The sequence below is a fragment of the Priestia sp. YIM B13490 genome (genome assembly GCF_042787735.1).
In the GTDB taxonomy this organism is placed as follows: Bacteria; Bacillota; Bacilli; order Bacillales; family Bacillaceae_H; genus Priestia; species Priestia megaterium.
In genome coordinates this window covers 54,579-71,743 of the sequence record NZ_JBHZOT010000001.1, presented here as the reverse complement: position 1 = coordinate 71,743, position 17,165 = coordinate 54,579, and the positions used below count along the sequence as shown (strand labels likewise).

The 17,165-nt window shown below is 38.6% G+C and carries 20 protein-coding genes; 3 read left to right on the top strand and 17 right to left on the bottom strand.

From position 1 onward, the window contains the following. Positions 1 to 15: 15 nt before the first annotated feature. The 3 genes from ACFX4R_RS00340 to ACFX4R_RS00330 all read right to left on the bottom strand — a co-directional run bounded on the left by ACFX4R_RS00340 (position 16) and on the right by ACFX4R_RS00330 (position 1,107). The gene (locus ACFX4R_RS00340) at positions 16 to 204 is read right to left on the bottom strand and encodes a hypothetical protein (protein ID WP_237074175.1); all 189 of its coding nucleotides are present in this window, start codon (positions 202 to 204) and stop codon (positions 16 to 18) included. 133 nt (positions 205 to 337) lie between these two features. Then, positions 338 to 832: a metal-dependent hydrolase gene (locus ACFX4R_RS00335; protein WP_230183202.1), complete on the bottom strand. Its 495-nt coding sequence runs from the start codon at positions 830 to 832 to the stop codon at positions 338 to 340. Between the two features lie 107 nt (positions 833 to 939). Further along, positions 940 to 1,107 (bottom strand): hypothetical protein, encoded by a 168-nt coding sequence (locus ACFX4R_RS00330; RefSeq protein ID WP_014458527.1) that lies wholly within the window; start codon positions 1,105 to 1,107, stop codon positions 940 to 942. A gap of 123 nt (positions 1,108 to 1,230) precedes the next feature. Here ACFX4R_RS00330 and ACFX4R_RS00325 point away from each other — a divergent pair, with 123 nt between their 5' ends. Continuing rightward, positions 1,231 to 1,473, top strand: coding sequence for a hypothetical protein (locus ACFX4R_RS00325; RefSeq protein ID WP_043976583.1), 243 nt, complete (start codon positions 1,231 to 1,233; stop codon positions 1,471 to 1,473). Positions 1,474 to 1,509: 36 nt separating this feature from the next. On the opposite strand, the gene ACFX4R_RS00320 is transcribed toward ACFX4R_RS00325, so the two are convergent. From ACFX4R_RS00320 to gabT, 3 genes are all read right to left on the bottom strand, one after another. Continuing rightward, a complete protein-coding gene (locus tag ACFX4R_RS00320; protein WP_043976581.1) occupies positions 1,510 to 2,934 on the bottom strand; it encodes an NAD-dependent succinate-semialdehyde dehydrogenase in 1,425 nt (474 codons plus the stop codon). A gap of 31 nt (positions 2,935 to 2,965) precedes the next feature. Beyond that, positions 2,966 to 4,336, bottom strand: a complete 1,371-nt coding sequence (locus tag ACFX4R_RS00315; RefSeq protein ID WP_034649314.1) for a sigma-54 interaction domain-containing protein — start codon at positions 4,334 to 4,336, stop codon at positions 2,966 to 2,968. A gap of 148 nt (positions 4,337 to 4,484) precedes the next feature. Then, positions 4,485 to 5,840 (bottom strand): 4-aminobutyrate--2-oxoglutarate transaminase, encoded by a 1,356-nt coding sequence (gene gabT, locus ACFX4R_RS00310; RefSeq protein WP_377568280.1) that lies wholly within the window; start codon positions 5,838 to 5,840, stop codon positions 4,485 to 4,487. A gap of 276 nt (positions 5,841 to 6,116) precedes the next feature. On the opposite strand from gabT, the gene ACFX4R_RS00305 reads away from it, so the two are divergent. Beyond that, the gene (locus tag ACFX4R_RS00305; protein ID WP_013058765.1) at positions 6,117 to 6,542 is read left to right on the top strand and encodes a DUF2621 domain-containing protein; all 426 of its coding nucleotides are present in this window, start codon (positions 6,117 to 6,119) and stop codon (positions 6,540 to 6,542) included. 31 nt (positions 6,543 to 6,573) lie between these two features. Here the strand turns inward: ACFX4R_RS00305 and ACFX4R_RS00300 are convergent, their stop codons facing one another. From ACFX4R_RS00300 to ACFX4R_RS00290, 3 genes are all read right to left on the bottom strand, one after another. Then, complete coding sequence (locus tag ACFX4R_RS00300; RefSeq protein WP_013058766.1) at positions 6,574 to 7,065, bottom strand: CcdC family protein; 492 nt, start codon at positions 7,063 to 7,065, stop codon at positions 6,574 to 6,576. 104 nt (positions 7,066 to 7,169) lie between these two features. Then, the gene (locus tag ACFX4R_RS00295; protein ID WP_013058767.1) at positions 7,170 to 7,727 is read right to left on the bottom strand and encodes a DUF2179 domain-containing protein; all 558 of its coding nucleotides are present in this window, start codon (positions 7,725 to 7,727) and stop codon (positions 7,170 to 7,172) included. Between the two features lie 209 nt (positions 7,728 to 7,936). Then, the gene (locus ACFX4R_RS00290; RefSeq protein WP_034649306.1) at positions 7,937 to 8,644 is read right to left on the bottom strand and encodes a cytochrome c biogenesis CcdA family protein; all 708 of its coding nucleotides are present in this window, start codon (positions 8,642 to 8,644) and stop codon (positions 7,937 to 7,939) included. Between the two features lie 130 nt (positions 8,645 to 8,774). Here ACFX4R_RS00290 and ACFX4R_RS00285 point away from each other — a divergent pair, with 130 nt between their 5' ends. Next, positions 8,775 to 8,951 carry an aspartyl-phosphate phosphatase Spo0E family protein gene (locus ACFX4R_RS00285; RefSeq protein ID WP_013084718.1) on the top strand — a complete coding sequence of 59 codons (177 nt, stop codon included), beginning with the start codon at positions 8,775 to 8,777 and terminating at the stop codon, positions 8,949 to 8,951. Positions 8,952 to 8,972: 21 nt separating this feature from the next. Here the strand turns inward: ACFX4R_RS00285 and ACFX4R_RS00280 are convergent, their stop codons facing one another. From ACFX4R_RS00280 to yneA, 8 genes are all read right to left on the bottom strand, one after another. After that, entirely contained in the window at positions 8,973 to 10,778 is a 1,806-nt protein-coding gene (locus ACFX4R_RS00280) for an ABC transporter ATP-binding protein (RefSeq protein WP_322552385.1), read from the bottom strand. Further along, a complete protein-coding gene (locus tag ACFX4R_RS00275; protein ID WP_377568276.1) occupies positions 10,768 to 12,531 on the bottom strand; it encodes an ABC transporter transmembrane domain-containing protein in 1,764 nt (587 codons plus the stop codon). The genes ACFX4R_RS00280 and ACFX4R_RS00275 overlap by 11 nt, the downstream gene beginning before the upstream one ends. Before the next feature lie 90 nt (positions 12,532 to 12,621). Beyond that, positions 12,622 to 12,834: a YneF family protein gene (locus tag ACFX4R_RS00270; RefSeq protein WP_013058772.1), complete on the bottom strand. Its 213-nt coding sequence runs from the start codon at positions 12,832 to 12,834 to the stop codon at positions 12,622 to 12,624. Positions 12,835 to 12,924: 90 nt separating this feature from the next. Then, the gene (sirA, locus tag ACFX4R_RS00265; RefSeq protein ID WP_013084721.1) at positions 12,925 to 13,365 is read right to left on the bottom strand and encodes a sporulation inhibitor of replication protein SirA; all 441 of its coding nucleotides are present in this window, start codon (positions 13,363 to 13,365) and stop codon (positions 12,925 to 12,927) included. Between the two features lie 148 nt (positions 13,366 to 13,513). Continuing rightward, positions 13,514 to 15,520, bottom strand: a complete 2,007-nt coding sequence (tkt, locus tag ACFX4R_RS00260; RefSeq protein WP_013058774.1) for a transketolase — start codon at positions 15,518 to 15,520, stop codon at positions 13,514 to 13,516. Positions 15,521 to 15,687: 167 nt separating this feature from the next. Continuing rightward, positions 15,688 to 15,918 carry a DUF896 domain-containing protein gene (locus tag ACFX4R_RS00255; RefSeq protein ID WP_013058775.1) on the bottom strand — a complete coding sequence of 77 codons (231 nt, stop codon included), beginning with the start codon at positions 15,916 to 15,918 and terminating at the stop codon, positions 15,688 to 15,690. A gap of 69 nt (positions 15,919 to 15,987) precedes the next feature. Next, entirely contained in the window at positions 15,988 to 16,656 is a 669-nt protein-coding gene (locus ACFX4R_RS00250; RefSeq protein ID WP_043976570.1) for a YneB family resolvase-like protein, read from the bottom strand. A gap of 53 nt (positions 16,657 to 16,709) precedes the next feature. Continuing rightward, positions 16,710 to 17,039, bottom strand: coding sequence for a cell division suppressor protein YneA (gene yneA, locus ACFX4R_RS00245; RefSeq protein ID WP_013084723.1), 330 nt, complete (start codon positions 17,037 to 17,039; stop codon positions 16,710 to 16,712). Positions 17,040 to 17,165: the final 126 nt, after the last annotated feature.

Genomic DNA, 17,165 nt, shown 5'->3' with positions numbered 1-17,165 from the left:
TGAGACATAACTAAATCACTTCCATTTAAAGACGAACGAATTAGATAAATGCTCTAGTATAAATGGCCTTTTACACCGCTGCTGATATCCGTACAAGGTTTCGCTTTCCGCGGGGCCTAGACAAGCCCCCTCGTCGCTAGACTCCTGCGGGGTCTCATCTAGGCCGCTTTTCCCGCAGGAGTCTTCGCCTTGCCCTCCAATCAACTGCTAGAAGCAACTAAACAGATAAGACCTACGTTCACCATTCCAATAAAAAACGAACCACCAATCAAATATTTTGATCAATAGTTCGTCATTTATCTTGGCTAACATACTTTTATCCCAGCCTCTTTTTCCTTTAAAACAGCTGGCTGTACAGCTGATACTTATAAAGCATATAGAAACTTCCTATCACTGCCAGGTAAAAGATAAGAGTCTCTGCTCCGCTGCCTGTTTCATATGTTAAAGGAGGCTTAAACTTCTTCTTGCTAAGAGGTGAGAAAAAAGGTACCCCTCGTTTAGAAAAGAAATCTCCAAGAATATGAAAAGCGTATCCATAGGCTATTCCTAATGTAAAGTCGTTGTCATACATCGTATGTAAATAAAAAATAAGTCCGCTTGCAAGAATAGAATGCGTAATACCTCGGTGTCCAAAAATAGATTTAATTATTTTTGCGAGACCAAGAGATCTTCTACCAATATATGAATTTGGTTCATCAATATCAGGAAGCAGTGCTCCAATCGCGATGCCTACAACATAAGGAAATGTAAACGAAGCGTCTCCTGTTATAGCCACGCCGGCACCGGCAGCAATCGATGTTGCAATATGTGTGTGATATCTCAAATATGCCACCTTCTTTCTTTTTCAACTTAAGGCAAGCACTGTGATCAAAATCACACATACGTTCGCCCAACGTTAACTATAAGTGAAGGTGGTAAAAATGTCAAAATAATCTATGATTACGTAAGCTGCAGACCGACTAACCCGATAAGCATCACAAGAAAACTAATAAGAGTACCCTTTCCATTTTTCTTTGCTCTTCCATCTTTTTTGACGATAGAATAAATCCACGTACTCGAATACACAGCGAATCCAAGAAAACCAAATAACGTGATATATGTAAACATACCGAAACTCCTTTGCTTGTCATTACTATTAACTATACGAGATTTTATAAAAAAAACAAAGTAGTATGACGGCTTGTTTAATATCTCTTTCTTTTTCTTATACTAGGAAGAGGAGGGATGGCTATGCAACAGAAGCAGCTGGAAGATATATTCGACTTCTATGGGTTAAGTGAGGTTTATCACGGCAATTTCGAGGATGTTGAACATCACTGGTTATTTAAAGACGTGGAGGCAGCTATACTTGAAGATTTTTTTAACTCTCACGATTGCGAAGATCTCGAATGCTGTACTCTAGAAGAATTTTGTTTTTTATTTATGAATTTCCAATCCATACATGCACAAATTCCCCACGTGTACTATTACTAAAAAAGTGATTTCGCAGGAAAGCGAAATCACTTTTTGTTAAAAGCCTAAAGAAATATATTTTACTTCTAAATATTCTTCAATTCCGTAATGTCCGCCTTCACGTCCAAGTCCACTTTCTTTAAAGCCGCCAAACGGCGCTTGTGGTGTAGAAGGTAGTCCATCATTTAGCCCTACAATACCATATTCTAAAGCTTCAGCAATACGAATAGCTTCTGAAATATTTTCAGTGAACACATAGGCTGCTAATCCGTAAGGCGAGTTATTTGCACGGCGAATAACTTCTTCTTCTGTTTGATACGTCGCAATTGGAGCAATTGGCCCGAATGTTTCCTCGTACATACAAAGCATATCGTCCGTTGCGCCATCTACAACCGTAGGTTCAACAAACAGTCCGCTTCCCTCTTCGCGTACAGCCCCTCCAGTTAAGACGTTTCCGCCTTTTGCTACAACATCATCTAAGTGGCGCTTTACTTTTGCTAACGCTTTTTCATCGATTAAAGGTCCGATATCCGTACCTTCTTCTAAGCCGTTTCCGACTTTCAGCTGACTAACAGCCGCTGCAAACTGCTCTGCGAACGGTTTAGCAACAGATTCGTGCACGTAGATGCGGTTTGTACATACGCATGTTTGACCAGCGTTGCGGAATTTAGAAGCAATTGCATTTGTTACTGCTTTATCTAAATCAGCATTTGCTGTTACGATAAACGGAGCGTGTCCGCCTAACTCTAAAGACACTTTTTTAACCGTATCAGCTGCTCCGCGCATTAACAGTTTACCTACTTCTGTAGAGCCCGTAAACGATAGTTTACGTACACGTCCATCTTGAAGCCACGCTTCTCCAATCGCTTTTGCATCTCCCGTAACTACATTAATTACGCCTTTTGGAATACCCGCTTCTTGTGCAAGCTCTGCTAGTCGAAGAGCCGTTAGTGGCGTTTGTTCTGCGGGTTTAATAACCGCTGTACATCCAGCTGCTAAAGCTGGCGCTACTTTACGCGTAATCATAGCTGCCGGGAAGTTCCAAGGCGTAATAGCTGCCATGACTCCCACAGGCTGCTTATGAGCAAATAATCGTTTATTAGGAGAAGAAGCTGGAATTGTTTCTCCGTAAATGCGCTTGCCTTCTTCTGCGTACCATGAAACAAATCCGTTGGCATAGCCAATTTCACCTTTTGCTTCTTTAAGAGGCTTACCTTGCTCAACTGTCATTATTTCAGCAAGTTCATCCGTGTGTTCTTCGATCAGCTGATGCCATTTAAATAATAATTTACCGCGCTCTTCTGCTGTTTTTTTAGACCATGTTTGAAACGCTTCATAGGCAGCATCTGCTGCTAGCTTCGCTTCTTTTTCTCCACCTTTTGCAACAGCAGCCACTACTTCATTTGTTGCTGGATTTACCACTTCATATGTATCATTTGCTGAAACAAATTCTCCGTTAATATATAAGTTTGCTTGCTTCATATTTCTTCACTCCCTGCTTAAATTTATCTACTCAATATTCTGTGCTGTCCGAAACGTACTTTCGAATTTTACGACTGGCTTGCGATTGGCTAATACCAAGCTGTTCTGCTACTTTGTAAGACGACCTATGCTGTTCAAACGCCTTTATGACCATCTCTTTTTCCACATGTTCAATCATTTCAGGAAGCGTATGCACAGGTGGATCGATAGCAAACTCTTTTGCAAAAGGCAAATCTTTAAGCGTAATCATTTCTTCCCCTGTAACAACCAGACGCTCAATGATATTTTCCACTTCACGAACGTTTCCTTTCCATTCTTGTCCTAAAAACGCATCTAACGCCTTTGGTGATAAACGTACATTACGTTCGTATACCGTATTAAAATGGTGAAGAAACTGATAGACAAGCGGCAGAATATCTTCTTTTCGCTCTCGTAAAGGAGGAATGGTAATCGGCACTACATTAAGTCGATAGTACAAATCACGTCTAAACTTTCCTTCTTCCACCATTTGTTCTAGATTTTGATTCGTAGCAGCAATAATTCGTACGTCTATTGATACTGCTCTTGTTGAGCCCACGGGACGAATTGTACGGTCTTGCAGCACGTGGAGCAACTTACTTTGTGCTGAAAGAGAAAGTTCACCAATCTCATCTAGAAAAAGCGTGCCTTCGTTTGAAAGCTCAATGATCCCTTTTTTCCCTTCTCGAAATGCTCCAGTGAACGTACCGCCTTCATAGCCAAATAGCTCTGATTCAATAAGCTGTTCAGGAAGCGCTGCACAATTCAGCTCATGATACGGCTGCTGTTTTCTTGTACTAAGCTGGTGAAGCAGTTTTGCCACTCTGCTTTTTCCTACCCCTGTTTCTCCAAGTAAAAGAACGGTTGTATTTACAGAAGCAACTCGTTGAATGGTTGAAAAAACTTTTTTCATCGCTTCACTTTTTGTCACGATGCCTTCTAAATCCACGGCTTCGTTTAACTCTTTTTTATAGTTTTCAAGCTGTTCTTCCATCTCTTCTACTTTTCGTTTTAATTCCATTAAGTCTGTGAGATCCCGAGAATAGCTAATAACGCTTTTTAAATGCCCGTCGTTTGTAAATACCGGCCTTGTCCGCACGTGAAGATACCGGCCGGAGTTTGTTTTTTGAACCAATTCAATTGCTTGATTAGATTCAATCACTTTTAGCGTGGCCGAAGGATAAAAAATACCCATTTCCTGCAGTTCTTTTACGTGCTTTCCAATAAAATCTTCCACTTTCAAAGCATAGTTTTTTTCACACTCTGAATTTACAACTAACACATATCCATTTGCATCAGTTACGAAGATTTCATCAAATGATGACTCAAATATATCGTAAAGTTCGTCGTTAATTTGCTGAATATGCTTTTTATGAATGGTCATTTGAATCACCTTTTCGTCAAAAAATAATTATTATTTTATTTTATCAGAAAATGAAAAATCTATAAATAGAGTGTCCAAACATACCCATTCTTTGTGATTCATGAAGAATGAGTGAAGAGTTCTCTCTTCACTCATGCCTCAATTCCACTTACACTTCAACCGTTTGCTGTACGCTTGCTTCTAGTGCTGCTTCAAAAATAGCTAAGCCTTCTTCCAGCTGCTCATCTGTAATAACAATCGGCATTAAGATACGAAGAACGTTTCCAAATACTCCTGCGCTAAGCAGTAATAATCCACGGTTGTTTGCTTCTTTCACGATGCGCTGTGTAAGCTCTTTGTCTGCTTCTTTTGTTTCACGGTCTTTCACAAGCTCAATCGCAGACATCGCTCCTAATCCGCGAATATCACCGATACAGTCATATTTTTCTGCTAGTTGTTCAAATCGTGATGTTACCACTTTTCCAAGGTACTCACCGCGTTCATTTAGCTTTTCTTCTTCAATGATATCAAGTACAGCTAAAGCTGCTTCACATCCAAGAGGACTTCCGCAATAAGTTCCGCCAAGCTCACCAGGATTAGATTCATCCATGATTTCAGCACGGCCAATGACACCGCTGATTGGTACGCCAGCTCCTAGTGATTTTGATACCGTAATTAAATCAGGCTCAACGTCAAAATGTTCAATACCGAAGTAGCGGCCTGTACGTGCAAATCCTGCTTGAATTTCATCTGATACAAATAAAATTCCGTGCTCTTTACATAATTGATACACTTCTTGCACAAAACGTTTACCTGGAACAATGAAACCACCTTCACCTTGAATCGGCTCCATTACAACAGCTGCAATCGTTTCCGGTGCTACTTCTGTATTTAAGAAGTTTTTGAATTCTGTAATCATAAAATCTTCGTATGCTTCAACTGATAACCCTTGTGGACGGCGATACTCATAAGGATATGGAGCTTTGTATACTTCAGGAGCAAACGGTCCAAATTCATATTTATATGGTTTTACTTTACTTGTCATTGTCATTGTCATTAATGTACGACCATGGAAACCGCGGTTAAAGGAAATAATTCCTTGGCGCTTTGTATATTTACGAGCAATTTTCACTGCGTTTTCTACAGCTTCTGCTCCGCTATTTAAAAGTAATACTTTCTTGTCAAATTCACCCGGTGCAATTGCTGCTAATCTTTCTGCAAGCTCTACGTATGACTCATACATCATTACGTTAAATCCCGTGTGAATAAAACGGTCTACTTGTTTGTGAAGCGCTTCTTTTACTTTTGGATGACTGTGTCCTACATTGATTGTGCCAATTGCGCCTACGAAATCAATAAACGTATTGCCATCGACATCTTTAACGATCGCCCCTTCAGCCGTATCAGCAAATGTCGGAATGCCATAACTTACACCTTTCGGAATGGCACGGTGTCTTCTATCTAATAATTGCTTTGCATTTTCTCCCGGTAAATTTGTTGCTACTTTGCTAAAAGTTTGACTCATTTTTTATCTTCCTCTCATATTAAATAATTCTTCAATTAGTTTATATGCAAAAAACGTGCCAACTTTTAAAAAGCTGAAAAATAAGCATTTTTAGATAATTCTAACGATATTTGACTCATCAATAAGTCTATATAAACTTATTGATGAGTCAAAAAAGACTTTCCTCTCGCATAAAGTACAGGAATTTTATATTGCCATAAAAGGAACAAGGCTTTTATAATAAATGTATAAATATAGTAATGTTAGGATTGACCTCTTTATAAAGGAGTGAAAAATATGCTAGAGGGCTGGTTTTTATGGGTTATTTTATTTTGGGTGGTCTTTTTAATGAGCATGTTTGCTATCGGCGGATTTTTTATGTTCAGGAAATTTTTAAAGCGCTTACCAAAAGAAGACGGCATGTCTGAGCTTGATTGGCAAGATCACTATCTTTCCAAAACCGTCCACCTTTGGTCAGCGGATCAAAAGCAGCTATTAAACGTTCTTGTTGAACCAGTACCTGAACTATTTCGCGATGTAGCCAAACAAAAAATCGCGGGAAAAATTGGGGAACTCGCAATTGAGGAACAAGCAGCCTCTATAACGGAAGACTTAATCGTACGCGGATACATTTTAGCTACGCCTAAACGTGATCATAAATTTTTATTAAAAACATTAAAAAAGCAAAAAATAGATGCCGTCCCTTATCAGCATTTATTTTAAACTAAAAAAGGTGGCTGCGCAGCCACCTTTTTTAGTTTAATATCGTTGTATTAGCAAGACGATCATTATGCAGCTTTCGTTCGAGCTTTTTGTACGATGTGTACATAGCAATGCGCCACGGTACAATCATACCAAATGCTAAAATCCAGAACATACCGCCAAGCTGGCCAACATCAATTGAAGAACTTAAATATATTTTCATTGCAATTCGAATAATAAGCAAACCAATAATAATGAATGCAAAAGCTTTTGAACGCTTCAAGTAAATATGATCGTCACGAATTTCAAATTTAGACGTTTTAATTAACAGGATTGAGAAAATCATGCCTGCTATTAACGCCTCAAGCAGTTCTGCACCCGTTACTCGAAACATTGGAAAGATAAACATTAACGCTCCCGTACTCATAAAAAAAGGCGGGAGTATAATTTTTTTTGCATTCGTTGGTTTATCAGCAGCTTTCATTCGAACAACTAATATGAAAGAAGCCATAAAAATTGCGACAAGTGTTGAAGCAATAACCAATGAAATCCTTCCTTTACTATAGTTTAGTGTTTACTTATATTATAATCCAAAAAACATCAGAAGTAAAAGTGCAACAAAAAAACAGAAGAGGATCTCTTCTGTTTTTATTTAGTAGAGGTGATATCTGCTTTTGCTTTTTGCTTTTGTTTTTGCTTTTTCATTGCTTTTAGTAAGAACCCGCCTTTAAATTTACGCGGCTCGTATGAAATAATGAAAGCACGAGGCTCATATTCTTCAATGAATGCTAATAGCTCTTCTTCTCTACTTCTTTTTGTTAAAATGTCTAATCTATAGCGTGCACTGTCTCTTCCTTCTCCTTGATAAACAGTAACACCAAAACCTTCTTGTCGAAGGCGGTTAATCAACTCTTCATTTTTGGTCATAAGGTTAACTAAGAATGTTGTATATCCGATAGCAAGTCTAGATTCGATATAACTTCCAAGAATAATTCCCACTCCAAACCCAACTGCATATACAACCATAGCAAGCGTGCTTTGATCTCCTGAAAATACAAGAGATAAGCCGAATACATAAATTAACGCTTCAACAAATCCAAAAACCGAGGCATACATACTCATACCTTTGACTAAAAAAATTGTGCGCAGCGTCAAGATCGGTACATAGATCAGTTGCAAAAGCAAGATTAACAAAATATCTTTCAATTTATACACCTCTTTTTAACAATTAAAAATATGACGATTTCATTGTATCACTCCGTATTTATAGAAGATATAGTAAAAATAAATTTTTTCTATATATTTTTTACATCATATTCTTGTATATTTCCTAAGAGCAAAAGTAACTATTTTATCTTTTGAAAAATAAAAAGAATCTGCCAATTATCAGATTCTTTTTTTATCATTTTCCCTTTTTAAAAGCCCGTAAACCCTCCAAATACGCTCGTTGTATAAATAATAATTTTTGTCATCCAGTCAAAATACAAAATAAATCCCATACCAATCATTGCATATCCGCCAACTTTCATCATGGAATTCATATGTTTTTTTAACCAGTTCATTTTCCCGATAAAAAACGTCATAATAAAAAATGGAATAGAAAACCCAAGTGAATAAGCTATCATATACAAAAGACCGGAGCCTGGGTTTGTCGCTGCAAGGGCCATAACCGATACTAAAATAGGGCCCGTACACGGAGTCCAGCCCGCAGCAAAAGCCATACCAATAAAAGAAGAACCTAAGAGTCCAGCCGGCTTATTTGCGAATTTAAGCTTGTGTTCCTGCATAAGAATTCGAGGCTTAAAAATTCCTAGTACAACTAGACCAAAGAAAATAATAAGAATAGCGCCAATCTGTCGAATTAAATCCTTATAGTTAAAAAACCACTGACCAATAAAAGAAGTAGCAAAGCCAATCATAATGAAAATAACAGAAAACCCCAATAGAAAAAATGCTGTGTGAATAAAAGCTTTGCGCTGATGTGACTTAGCGCCTTCCTTTAGCTCGCTAACTGACACTCCCGTTATGTACGATAAAAAAGCTGGGTACAAAGGCAAACAGCAGGGTGAAATAAACGATAAAAACCCCGCGCCGAATGCCAAAAACAAATTTAAATCTCCCACATTTCCCACTTCCCTTTTTTGTTCTTTTTCGTTACCATTTTGTAACCAAATTGTCTTATCTCACTTCTTTCAAATAGTACCATTATCTTGTATAATTAGGTAAACGACTTGTTAGAAGGGATACATAGCATTGGCCAAAAAAGATATTCTATTAGCGATTGAAAAGAAACGAGAAGAACTCATCCGCATAGTCCGAGTAAGTGGATTAAACTCTCCACCTGCTATTAAACATAGTCAAGAATTAGATCATTTATTAAACGTTTACAATGAATTCCCTGCTCAAACAACAGAAACAACCTCTTCATGAAGGTTGTTTCTGTTTTTACCTTCACTCTATCAATTCTGTATAAATCTCTTTTACTCCTGTTTCTTTGCTGAAATTCTCTTCTTTTTCACTGTGCTGAAGCTGATACATATTATAGTACAAACCGCCTTTGTTTAGCAGTTCAGTATGTGTGCCTTTTTCGACGATTTTTCCTTTATGCAGTACTAAAATACAGTCGGCGTGTTGAATAGTGGATAAACGATGGGCAATCGCAATTGTTGTACGGCCTTTTCCCATATCTCTTAACACTTCTTGAATCGCTTCTTCTGTTTCTGTATCAATGTGTGCTGTTGCTTCATCAAGAATAAGGATTTTAGGATTCCGGATGACCGTTCTTGCAAATGCTAAGAGCTGACGCTGGCCGCTTGATAAAGTGGAACCTCTTTCGACTAGCACTTCATTATACTTATTAGGAAGGGCTTCGATAAATGCATGAGCTTGCACAAATTCCGCCGCTGCTTTTACTTGTTCATCAGAAAAATGGTCTTCGTGCAGCGTAATATTTCGTTTTACCGTATCTGCAAATAAAAAGGCATCTTGAAGCACTAGCCCTACCTCATCTCGAAGCTGTTTATTTGAAAAAGACGATAGCGGTTTATTATCGATCAAAATGTCTCCTTTTTGCTGCTCATAAAAACGCATTAATAAATTAATGATGGAGCTTTTTCCGCTTCCCGTATGGCCTACTAAAGCCACTGTTTCTCCTTCGTTTACCGTAAACGATATATCAGAAAGTACATCTCGAACACCGTCATAGGAAAACGTTACGTTTCTGAATTCTACCGTTCCTTTTTGTACCCCCTGCTTTTGTTCTCCTGTCATGACTGGATTTTTTTCTTTTTCATCCATCAAGTTAAACACCCGAGAGGCTGATACCATCGCTTGCTGATACATAGAGAGACGCTGCATCATTTCATTAACAGGCTCAAAAAAACGATCCAAGTAGTTGATAAACGCGTAAAGAACACCAATTTTAACAGGACTGTCAGCTACGGAAACACCAAAATAACTGAGCACAAGAATAACGGCTAACATGTAAAGAATTTCGACTGCCGGTCTTAGCAGCAAACCATCTAACTTAATATTGCGCATCCCCGCTTTGTAATGCTCATCATTGATTTCTTCAAATTCCGAGCGCAGCCGCTTTTCTTGACGAAATAACTGAATAATAGACATGCCTTGCAAAGACTCATGAAGCTTGGCATTTAACTGGCTTAGCTTTTCTCGAAGCTGTCCGTAGTAAATAGCGCTGTAATGCTGATAAAGCTTCATAAGTCCCCAAATGAACGGGAGAAGAACTAAACAATAAAAAGCCAGCTTCACATCTAGCATAAACATGGCTATAAAAATACCGACCAAAAATACCCCATTTTGAATAAAAACCGCGATGACTTCCACAAACATTTCTTTCATGGCTTCCGTGTCATTTGTAATTCGAGATACCAGGCTTCCTGTTGGCGTGTTGTCAAAAAAGCGAAGAGCCAGGCGATGAACATGAGAAAAAACGTCAATTCGAATCTGCTGAATAATTTGAAGCGCAATTTTTTGGAACTGCAGAAGCTGAAAGTATTGAACGAAAATTTTTAAAAGCTGTAAAAGCAAATAACTGCTTGCAAGCCACACAAGAGGCTGAAGAGGCAAATACTTAGGAGTTAAATAATCGTCAATGAAAATTTTAATCAAAATGGGCCCTAATAAATCCGCAGCCGTAGCAATTAATAATAATGTGAACGCTAAAAAAAATGATTTTTTATGCGGAATTGTATAGCGAAACAGACGTTTATGTACCGAAGAATGCTCAATTTTCATTTTTCGTCTCTCCTTCTTCTACCGCACGTTCAAGCTGCTGTCTATCGTACATATCCTGGTACCAGCCGCTCACGCTAAGCAGTTCCTCATGAGTTCCTCGCTGAATAATTTTCCCTTTATCAAGTACAAGAATCAGGTCTGCATGAGTAACCGAGCTCAGCCGATGCGCTGTAATAATCGTTGTTCGATTTTGACGTTTCTGCTTCAGCGCTTGTAAAATACCCGCTTCCGTTTTTCCATCTACCGCTGATAGCGAGTCGTCTAAAATTAAAAGCTCAGGATCTAATAGAAGAGCTCTTGCAATCGAGATACGCTGTTTTTGTCCACCCGATAACGAAACGCCTTTTTCACCTACTATTGTTTGATAGCCATCCGTAAAATCGAGGATGTCTCTATGTACATTGGCAACTTTAGCCGCTTCTTTAACTTCTTGATTGCTTGCTTCTTTTTTTCCAAACGCGATATTATCAGCAACTGTTGTTGAAAACAAAAAGTGATCTTGAGGAACATACCCAATGCTTTGGTACAATGAATCAAAAGCATAGTCTTTAATGTCTTTTCCTCCCCATAAAACAGCTCCGTCGCTTACATCAAATTCACGAAGCAGCAGCTTTAAAAGCGTGGTTTTCCCAGCTCCCGTCTTTCCGACAATACCTAACGTTTGACCGCGAGAAAGTGTAAAATAAATTTCGTTTAACGTATATCCGTTTTCTTTACCATACGAAAACCTCTGAATAACAGCTTCAATATTTCCTGTTGGCATTTCAACACTGGGATGCGCTGCTTCTTCAATCGAATTTTCTTCTTTTAATAAAGAAAATACCCTGTCATATGATGCTCTTCCTCGTTCCACAATGTTAAATAGCCAGCCAAACGCGAGCATCGGCCAAATAAGAAGGCCCAAATAAGTTGTAAAGGTAACAAGCTGCCCCAGTGTCAACTCTTCACTAATAACCATCTTGCTGCCAAAAATAAGAGCAAGTAAAAAAGAAAGTGCTACAATAATCGAAATGGTCGGATCAAACAATGCATCTACTCGGGCTACTTTCATGTTCTTTTGCACAACATCTGCAGACTTGATGCGAAATTCTTCGACATCAGCTGCTTCTTCCCCAAACGTCTTAATGACTTTAATTCCGCTAATGCTTTCTTGAACCTTATCATTTAAAGTAGAAAATGCTGCTTGTGCGTGATGAAACCGCGCATGAAGCAATGTACCATAGTAACTCGTTAAAACGGCCATAAGCGGCATAGGAATAAGGCAAATAAGCGTTAATTTCCAGCTGATTGTGAGGGCCATTGTGCATAGAACAAGCCCTCCTGTGACAATGGAATCCACGAGTGTCAAAACGCCCGAACCTGCAGTTTGTTGAATAGCTTGAATATCGTTTGTTGCATGGGCCATCAAATCCCCAATTCGCCGCCGTTGATAAAAGGCCTGATTCATCTTGGTAAAATGAGTGTAGAGGGTATTTCTCAGCTGCTTGGCTAGTTTAACAGATGAACCAAATATCATAATACGCCATATGTATCTTGTGAAATAGGCCACAACAGCAGCTCCTAGCAAAATTCCAACCATCTGCATTAAGCGCTTTCCATTCAGCGTCCCTTCTTTAATGCCATCTACCGTTAAACCAATAATTTTAGGCGGGAGAAGTTCTAATGCTGCCACAATAATGAGCAACGCTATCCCCGTTATGTAAGACTTTTTTTCCTGTTTGAAAAACCACCATAACTCTCGAAAAATTTTCATCGTATCCCCCTAACCCCACAACCATTTTCTTATCTCTATCATAAAACAAAAGACACCCTTCTGAATAGAGAGTGTCTGTCCAATTAACCATTATTTAATTTGGCCGTTCATTGCTTTCATCATTTGGTTAATTTTTTTCTGCGATGGTTTCATGCCCATTTGCATCATCATCATTTTTAACATTTGTTCATTAATTGGTGGATTTTTCTTCAGATAGCTCATCATATACTTACGAGCAATGAAAAATCCTAGCGCTATCCCAACAATTAATGCTAGAACACCAACTAGAATATACATTCCCATGGTATTACTTCCTCCTTCGTGTTGTCTAACTTACAGTGTACTAGACCATACGCTATTATACAATATTTCCGTTCCAATTTCCTTAAATAATTACACAAATTTTCTTGTTTTCACAGGCCTCAGCCAGCCGTATTCATCCGTTCCATAATTCACTGCTAAAAAACAAGGATCTAGCTTGCGTAATACTTCAAAAAAAGCTGTCTCAGCATCAACATTGCCATCTCCTTCAATTGTTATACAGCGATTCGTTAATTTTATAGATGCTCGACTTTTTTTATGAGGATATTCCAGCACAAACGTCTCTTGATGAGTAAAAAAATGAGGATAATGAGAAAACGCCTGAAGCAATTCTCGTTGAATAAATGAAATGGGCAGTTGGCGAGTAATGTAATGAACTTGTTTTTGTAAGTGCGTTTCCTGCAAGTGACGTTTCATTCTATATTCAATCAGCAGCTGATAAATGAGCTTTTCTCTTCGAAAATAGGATGATGCAACTTCTTCCTCCATTAAATATACTTCATACGTTCTCACGATTCATCCTCCCTTTCGGCTCGTTCTTTTTTGTACCATTATACCGAATGGTGTACGCAATGCTTGTCTATCGATGAAAAAATTCCTTTGTTTTTTTGTCGAAAAAAAGAGCAGACCACAGGAGTCTGCTCTTTCTTATGAAAAAGAATTATGCATTAAGCAAGCTTTTCACTTTTGCTACTACATTTTCAACTGTAAAACCAAATTCTTTCATGATTGTTTCACCAGGAGCAGATGCACCGAAGTGATTAATACCAAGAACTTGTCCTTCGTCTCCAACATAGCGTTCCCAGCCAAGTGTAGAAGCCATTTCAATACCTAAACGCTTTTTCACTGATTTAGGGATAACACTTTCTTTGTACTCAGCAGATTGCTCTTCGAAACGATCCCACGCAGGCATACTTACTACAGATACATCAATGCCTTCTGCAGCTAATGCTTTTTGTGCTTCTACTGCTAGGCTTACTTCAGAGCCTGTTGCAAGTATTAACGCATCCGCTTGGTCTTTACCAGCTTTAGATACAACATATGCACCTTTAGACACGCCTTCGTATGCATTTTCTTTTGTACCTTCAAGCGTTGGCAAGTTTTGACGAGTCAATACAAGCGCCGTTGGGCGGTCAGTTGACTCTAATGCTAAGCGCCATGCAGCAGCTGTTTCATTTGCATCTGCAGGACGAACCACTGAAAGACCTGGCATTGCACGAAGTGATGGCAATTGTTCAATTGGCTCATGTGTTGGGCCGTCTTCTCCAACTGCGATACTGTCATGTGTGAATACATATGTTACAGGAAGCTTCATTAAAGCTGCTAAGCGAATTGCTGGGCGAAGATAATCAGAGAATACAAAGAATGTTCCTCCGAATACTTTTACACCGCCGTGTAGAGCCATACCGTTTAATGCAGCTCCCATTGCAAATTCACGTACACCGAACCAGATATTACGTCCGCTGTAATCAGCTGCAGTGAAGTCTTCTGAACCTTTAATCATTGTTTTATTTGAGCCAGCTAAGTCAGCTGAACCGCCGAAGAATTGAGGTACAGCTTGTGCTACTGCGTTTAATACTTCTCCAGAAGAAGCACGGCTAGCTAGGCTTGAACCCGTTTCGTATGCTGGAAGCGTTTCTTCCCAGCCTTCCGGTAACTTTCCTTCTACTGCCAGTTCAAATTGACGACCTAGTTCAGGGTATTTTTCTTTATACTGTGCAAATACATCGTTCCATTCGTTTTCTTTCTTTTGGCCATCTTCAGCAATTGTAGCTTTGAAGTGAGCATACACTTCTTCTGGCACATAGAAATCTTCTTCAAATGTCCATGCATAAGCTTCTTTTGTTAATTTTGTTTCATCGGAACCTAATGGAGAACCGTGCACGCCAGAAGTACCCGCGTGGTTTGGAGAACCAAATCCGATTGTTGTTTTTACTTCAATTAGCGTCGGGCGTGTTAAATCGCCTTTTGCTTCTTCAATTGCGTTTGCAATCGCTGTCAAGTCATTGCCGTCTTCAACGCGGATTACTTGCCATCCGTAAGCTTTGAAACGATCTTCTACGTTCTCAGAGAACGAGCGATCTAAATCTCCGTCTAAAGAAATATCATTTGAATCGTATAAAACAACTAAACGTCCTAATTTTAAGTGTGCTGCTAATGAAGCTGCTTCAGCAGATACACCTTCCATTAAGTCTCCGTCACCACAAATACCATACGTAAAGTGGTCTACAATTTCTAAACCTTCTTTGTTGTATGTTTCAGCTAAATGACGTTCTGCCATTGCTTTACCAACAGCCATTGCAATACCTTGTCCTAGTGGACCAGTTGTTGCATCAACACCTGCTGTATGACCGAACTCTGGATGACCTGGTGTTTTACTTCCCCATTGACGGAAGTTTTTAAGGTCTTCAATTGATAAGTCATATCCAGCTAAATGAAGCAAGCTGTATAATAGTGCCGATCCGTGTCCTGCTGATAATACAAAGCGGTCACGGTTGAACCAGTTTGGATTCTTTGGATTGATGTTCATAAATTTTGTCCACAATGTATATGCCATTGGAGCAGCTCCCATTGGCATACCTGGGTGACCTGAATTTGCTTTTTCAATCGCATCGATTGATAAAGTACGAATTGTTGCAATCGAAAGATCTTCAATACGTTGTGTCATACTCTTCATTCCTTTCAAAACTATGTACATATGTTATCATACTAATGATTTGCTTATTTGTACAATACTTGAACCAAAAAATTTTCCACTTTTACAGTTTTTGTGTGCCTTATTAAAAATATACAAAAAACTAGAAGGAACACTCCCTCTAGTTTTACTAGAACGTCTTAGTGAAGACGCTTCTTTTTACTCTCTTTTAACTTCTTAGGCGTAACATCTTTACCTTCTTCGTCCACAACTTTAATCGTATGAAGGTGATTTGTCATAGATTGTCGGAAAACTTTTAAATATTCCTGACGTAGCTCTTGCTGTTCTTTCGCTTCAGATTCTGTCAGACCTTCAGCCTTTGCCTTTTTTGAAAGAGCATTAATACGAGCAAGTTTATCTTTTGATAGCATATAAAACCTATCTCCTTATAATCAATAATTAAAATTACCGAACCGTTCCGGCAACATGTAGTCATCTTACTAAATCTCTTTCGTTTTATCAAGAGATTGAGCATTCTCTTGGTATTCTTGATAGCGGCGATGTACCGTCGCTTTTGAAATATTATAGCCAAAACCTTTTAGCGTAACTGAAATTTCAGCAAAGGTTAAGCCGTTATGACGAAGACGGACAATTTCTTCAATTGGCGCTTCTTTTTTTTCTCTTCCCGAGTTAACTCCTTGATTTTTTAAATTTTGCTGCGGACGATAACCGTTTTCTACAGCTCTTTTCATTCCTCTTTTAATTTTAGCATTATGTAATTTCCGCTGATGCTCTTCCACTAAGCTAATAATATCTAACACCATTGAATCAGATTCTGAAAGCTGAAGCTGGCCTTGATGACTAATCGTATAGATGGTAGCATTTTCTTTATGAAAAGCATGAAGCAGCGCAATTCGAGCATTTCCTCTGCCTAATCGTGTTTCATCTTGAATAAGCAACACAGATATTTTTTCTTCTTTCATTGTATGAAGAACATCCAAAATACCCTCTCTGTCTACTTCATATCCGCTTGCTTTTTCCATTACGACTTTTTTTACGTCTAGATGGTGAAGAGCAGCAAGCTTTTTTAATTCTTCTTGCTGGCGCTGTAAAGATGTTTCTTGGGTTTTTTTATCCGTACTGACACGGCAATAAATAATGGCATCCACTTTTATCACGACCTTTTCGGCTTCTAACAATATTCAGGAACGGCCGTTACACACTACTGTTCAATTGCCACTTGATTATGTAACTCTTTTTTTAAAACAGGAATATATAATTTATCTCCAGGAGATAAAGACTGGGCAGTGTCTGAGTTTAAATCATTGACGTCTTCAACCCATTTGACAAATTCATTGGTGGTCAAATGATGGTGATTATGATACTTGTTGGACAATTCCCAAAGCGTATCTCCTTTTGTAATAGTAACCGTTGAATATTTGTCTAAATCTACTTTATCCGCTCCTAAAACCAGCGTCAATACATATGTAAGTGCAGCGATAACTGCAAAAAAAATAGCGTAATGTTTCATAGAATGTAAGAATTGTTGCATATTATGATCCCCCTGTCAGAATATATGTTCTTATTTTATTGAGAACATTTGTTTCTGTCAATGGAATTCTTCGAACTTATGTTTGTATATTGACACATCACGTGGTATAATTCACCTAAAGAATAG

Bases quoted from the DNA above. Each gene is read 5' to 3' on its own strand.
- ACFX4R_RS00315 (WP_034649314.1), bottom strand. From the start codon at position 4,336: ATGACCATTCATAAAAAGCATATTCAGCAAATTAACGACGAACTTTAC.
- ACFX4R_RS00305 (WP_013058765.1), top strand. From the start codon at position 6,117: ATGCTAGAGGGCTGGTTTTTATGGGTTATTTTATTTTGGGTGGTCTTT.
- ACFX4R_RS00280 (WP_322552385.1), bottom strand. From the start codon at position 10,778: ATGAAAATTGAGCATTCTTCGGTACATAAACGTCTGTTTCGCTATACA.
- ACFX4R_RS00255 (WP_013058775.1), bottom strand. From the start codon at position 15,918: ATGCTATCAAAAGATAAACTTGCTCGTATTAATGCTCTTTCAAAAAAG.
- ACFX4R_RS00325 (WP_043976583.1), top strand. From the start codon at position 1,231: ATGCAACAGAAGCAGCTGGAAGATATATTCGACTTCTATGGGTTAAGT.
- tkt (WP_013058774.1), bottom strand. From the start codon at position 15,520: ATGACACAACGTATTGAAGATCTTTCGATTGCAACAATTCGTACTTTA.
- ACFX4R_RS00320 (WP_043976581.1), bottom strand. From the start codon at position 2,934: ATGAAGCAAGCAAACTTATATATTAACGGAGAATTTGTTTCAGCAAAT.
- ACFX4R_RS00270 (WP_013058772.1), bottom strand. From the start codon at position 12,834: ATGGGAATGTATATTCTAGTTGGTGTTCTAGCATTAATTGTTGGGATA.
- ACFX4R_RS00275 (WP_377568276.1), bottom strand. From the start codon at position 12,531: ATGAAAATTTTTCGAGAGTTATGGTGGTTTTTCAAACAGGAAAAAAAG.
- yneA (WP_013084723.1), bottom strand. From the start codon at position 17,039: ATGCAACAATTCTTACATTCTATGAAACATTACGCTATTTTTTTTGCA.
- gabT (WP_377568280.1), bottom strand. From the start codon at position 5,840: ATGAGTCAAACTTTTAGCAAAGTAGCAACAAATTTACCGGGAGAAAAT.
- ACFX4R_RS00330 (WP_014458527.1), bottom strand. From the start codon at position 1,107: ATGTTTACATATATCACGTTATTTGGTTTTCTTGGATTCGCTGTGTAT.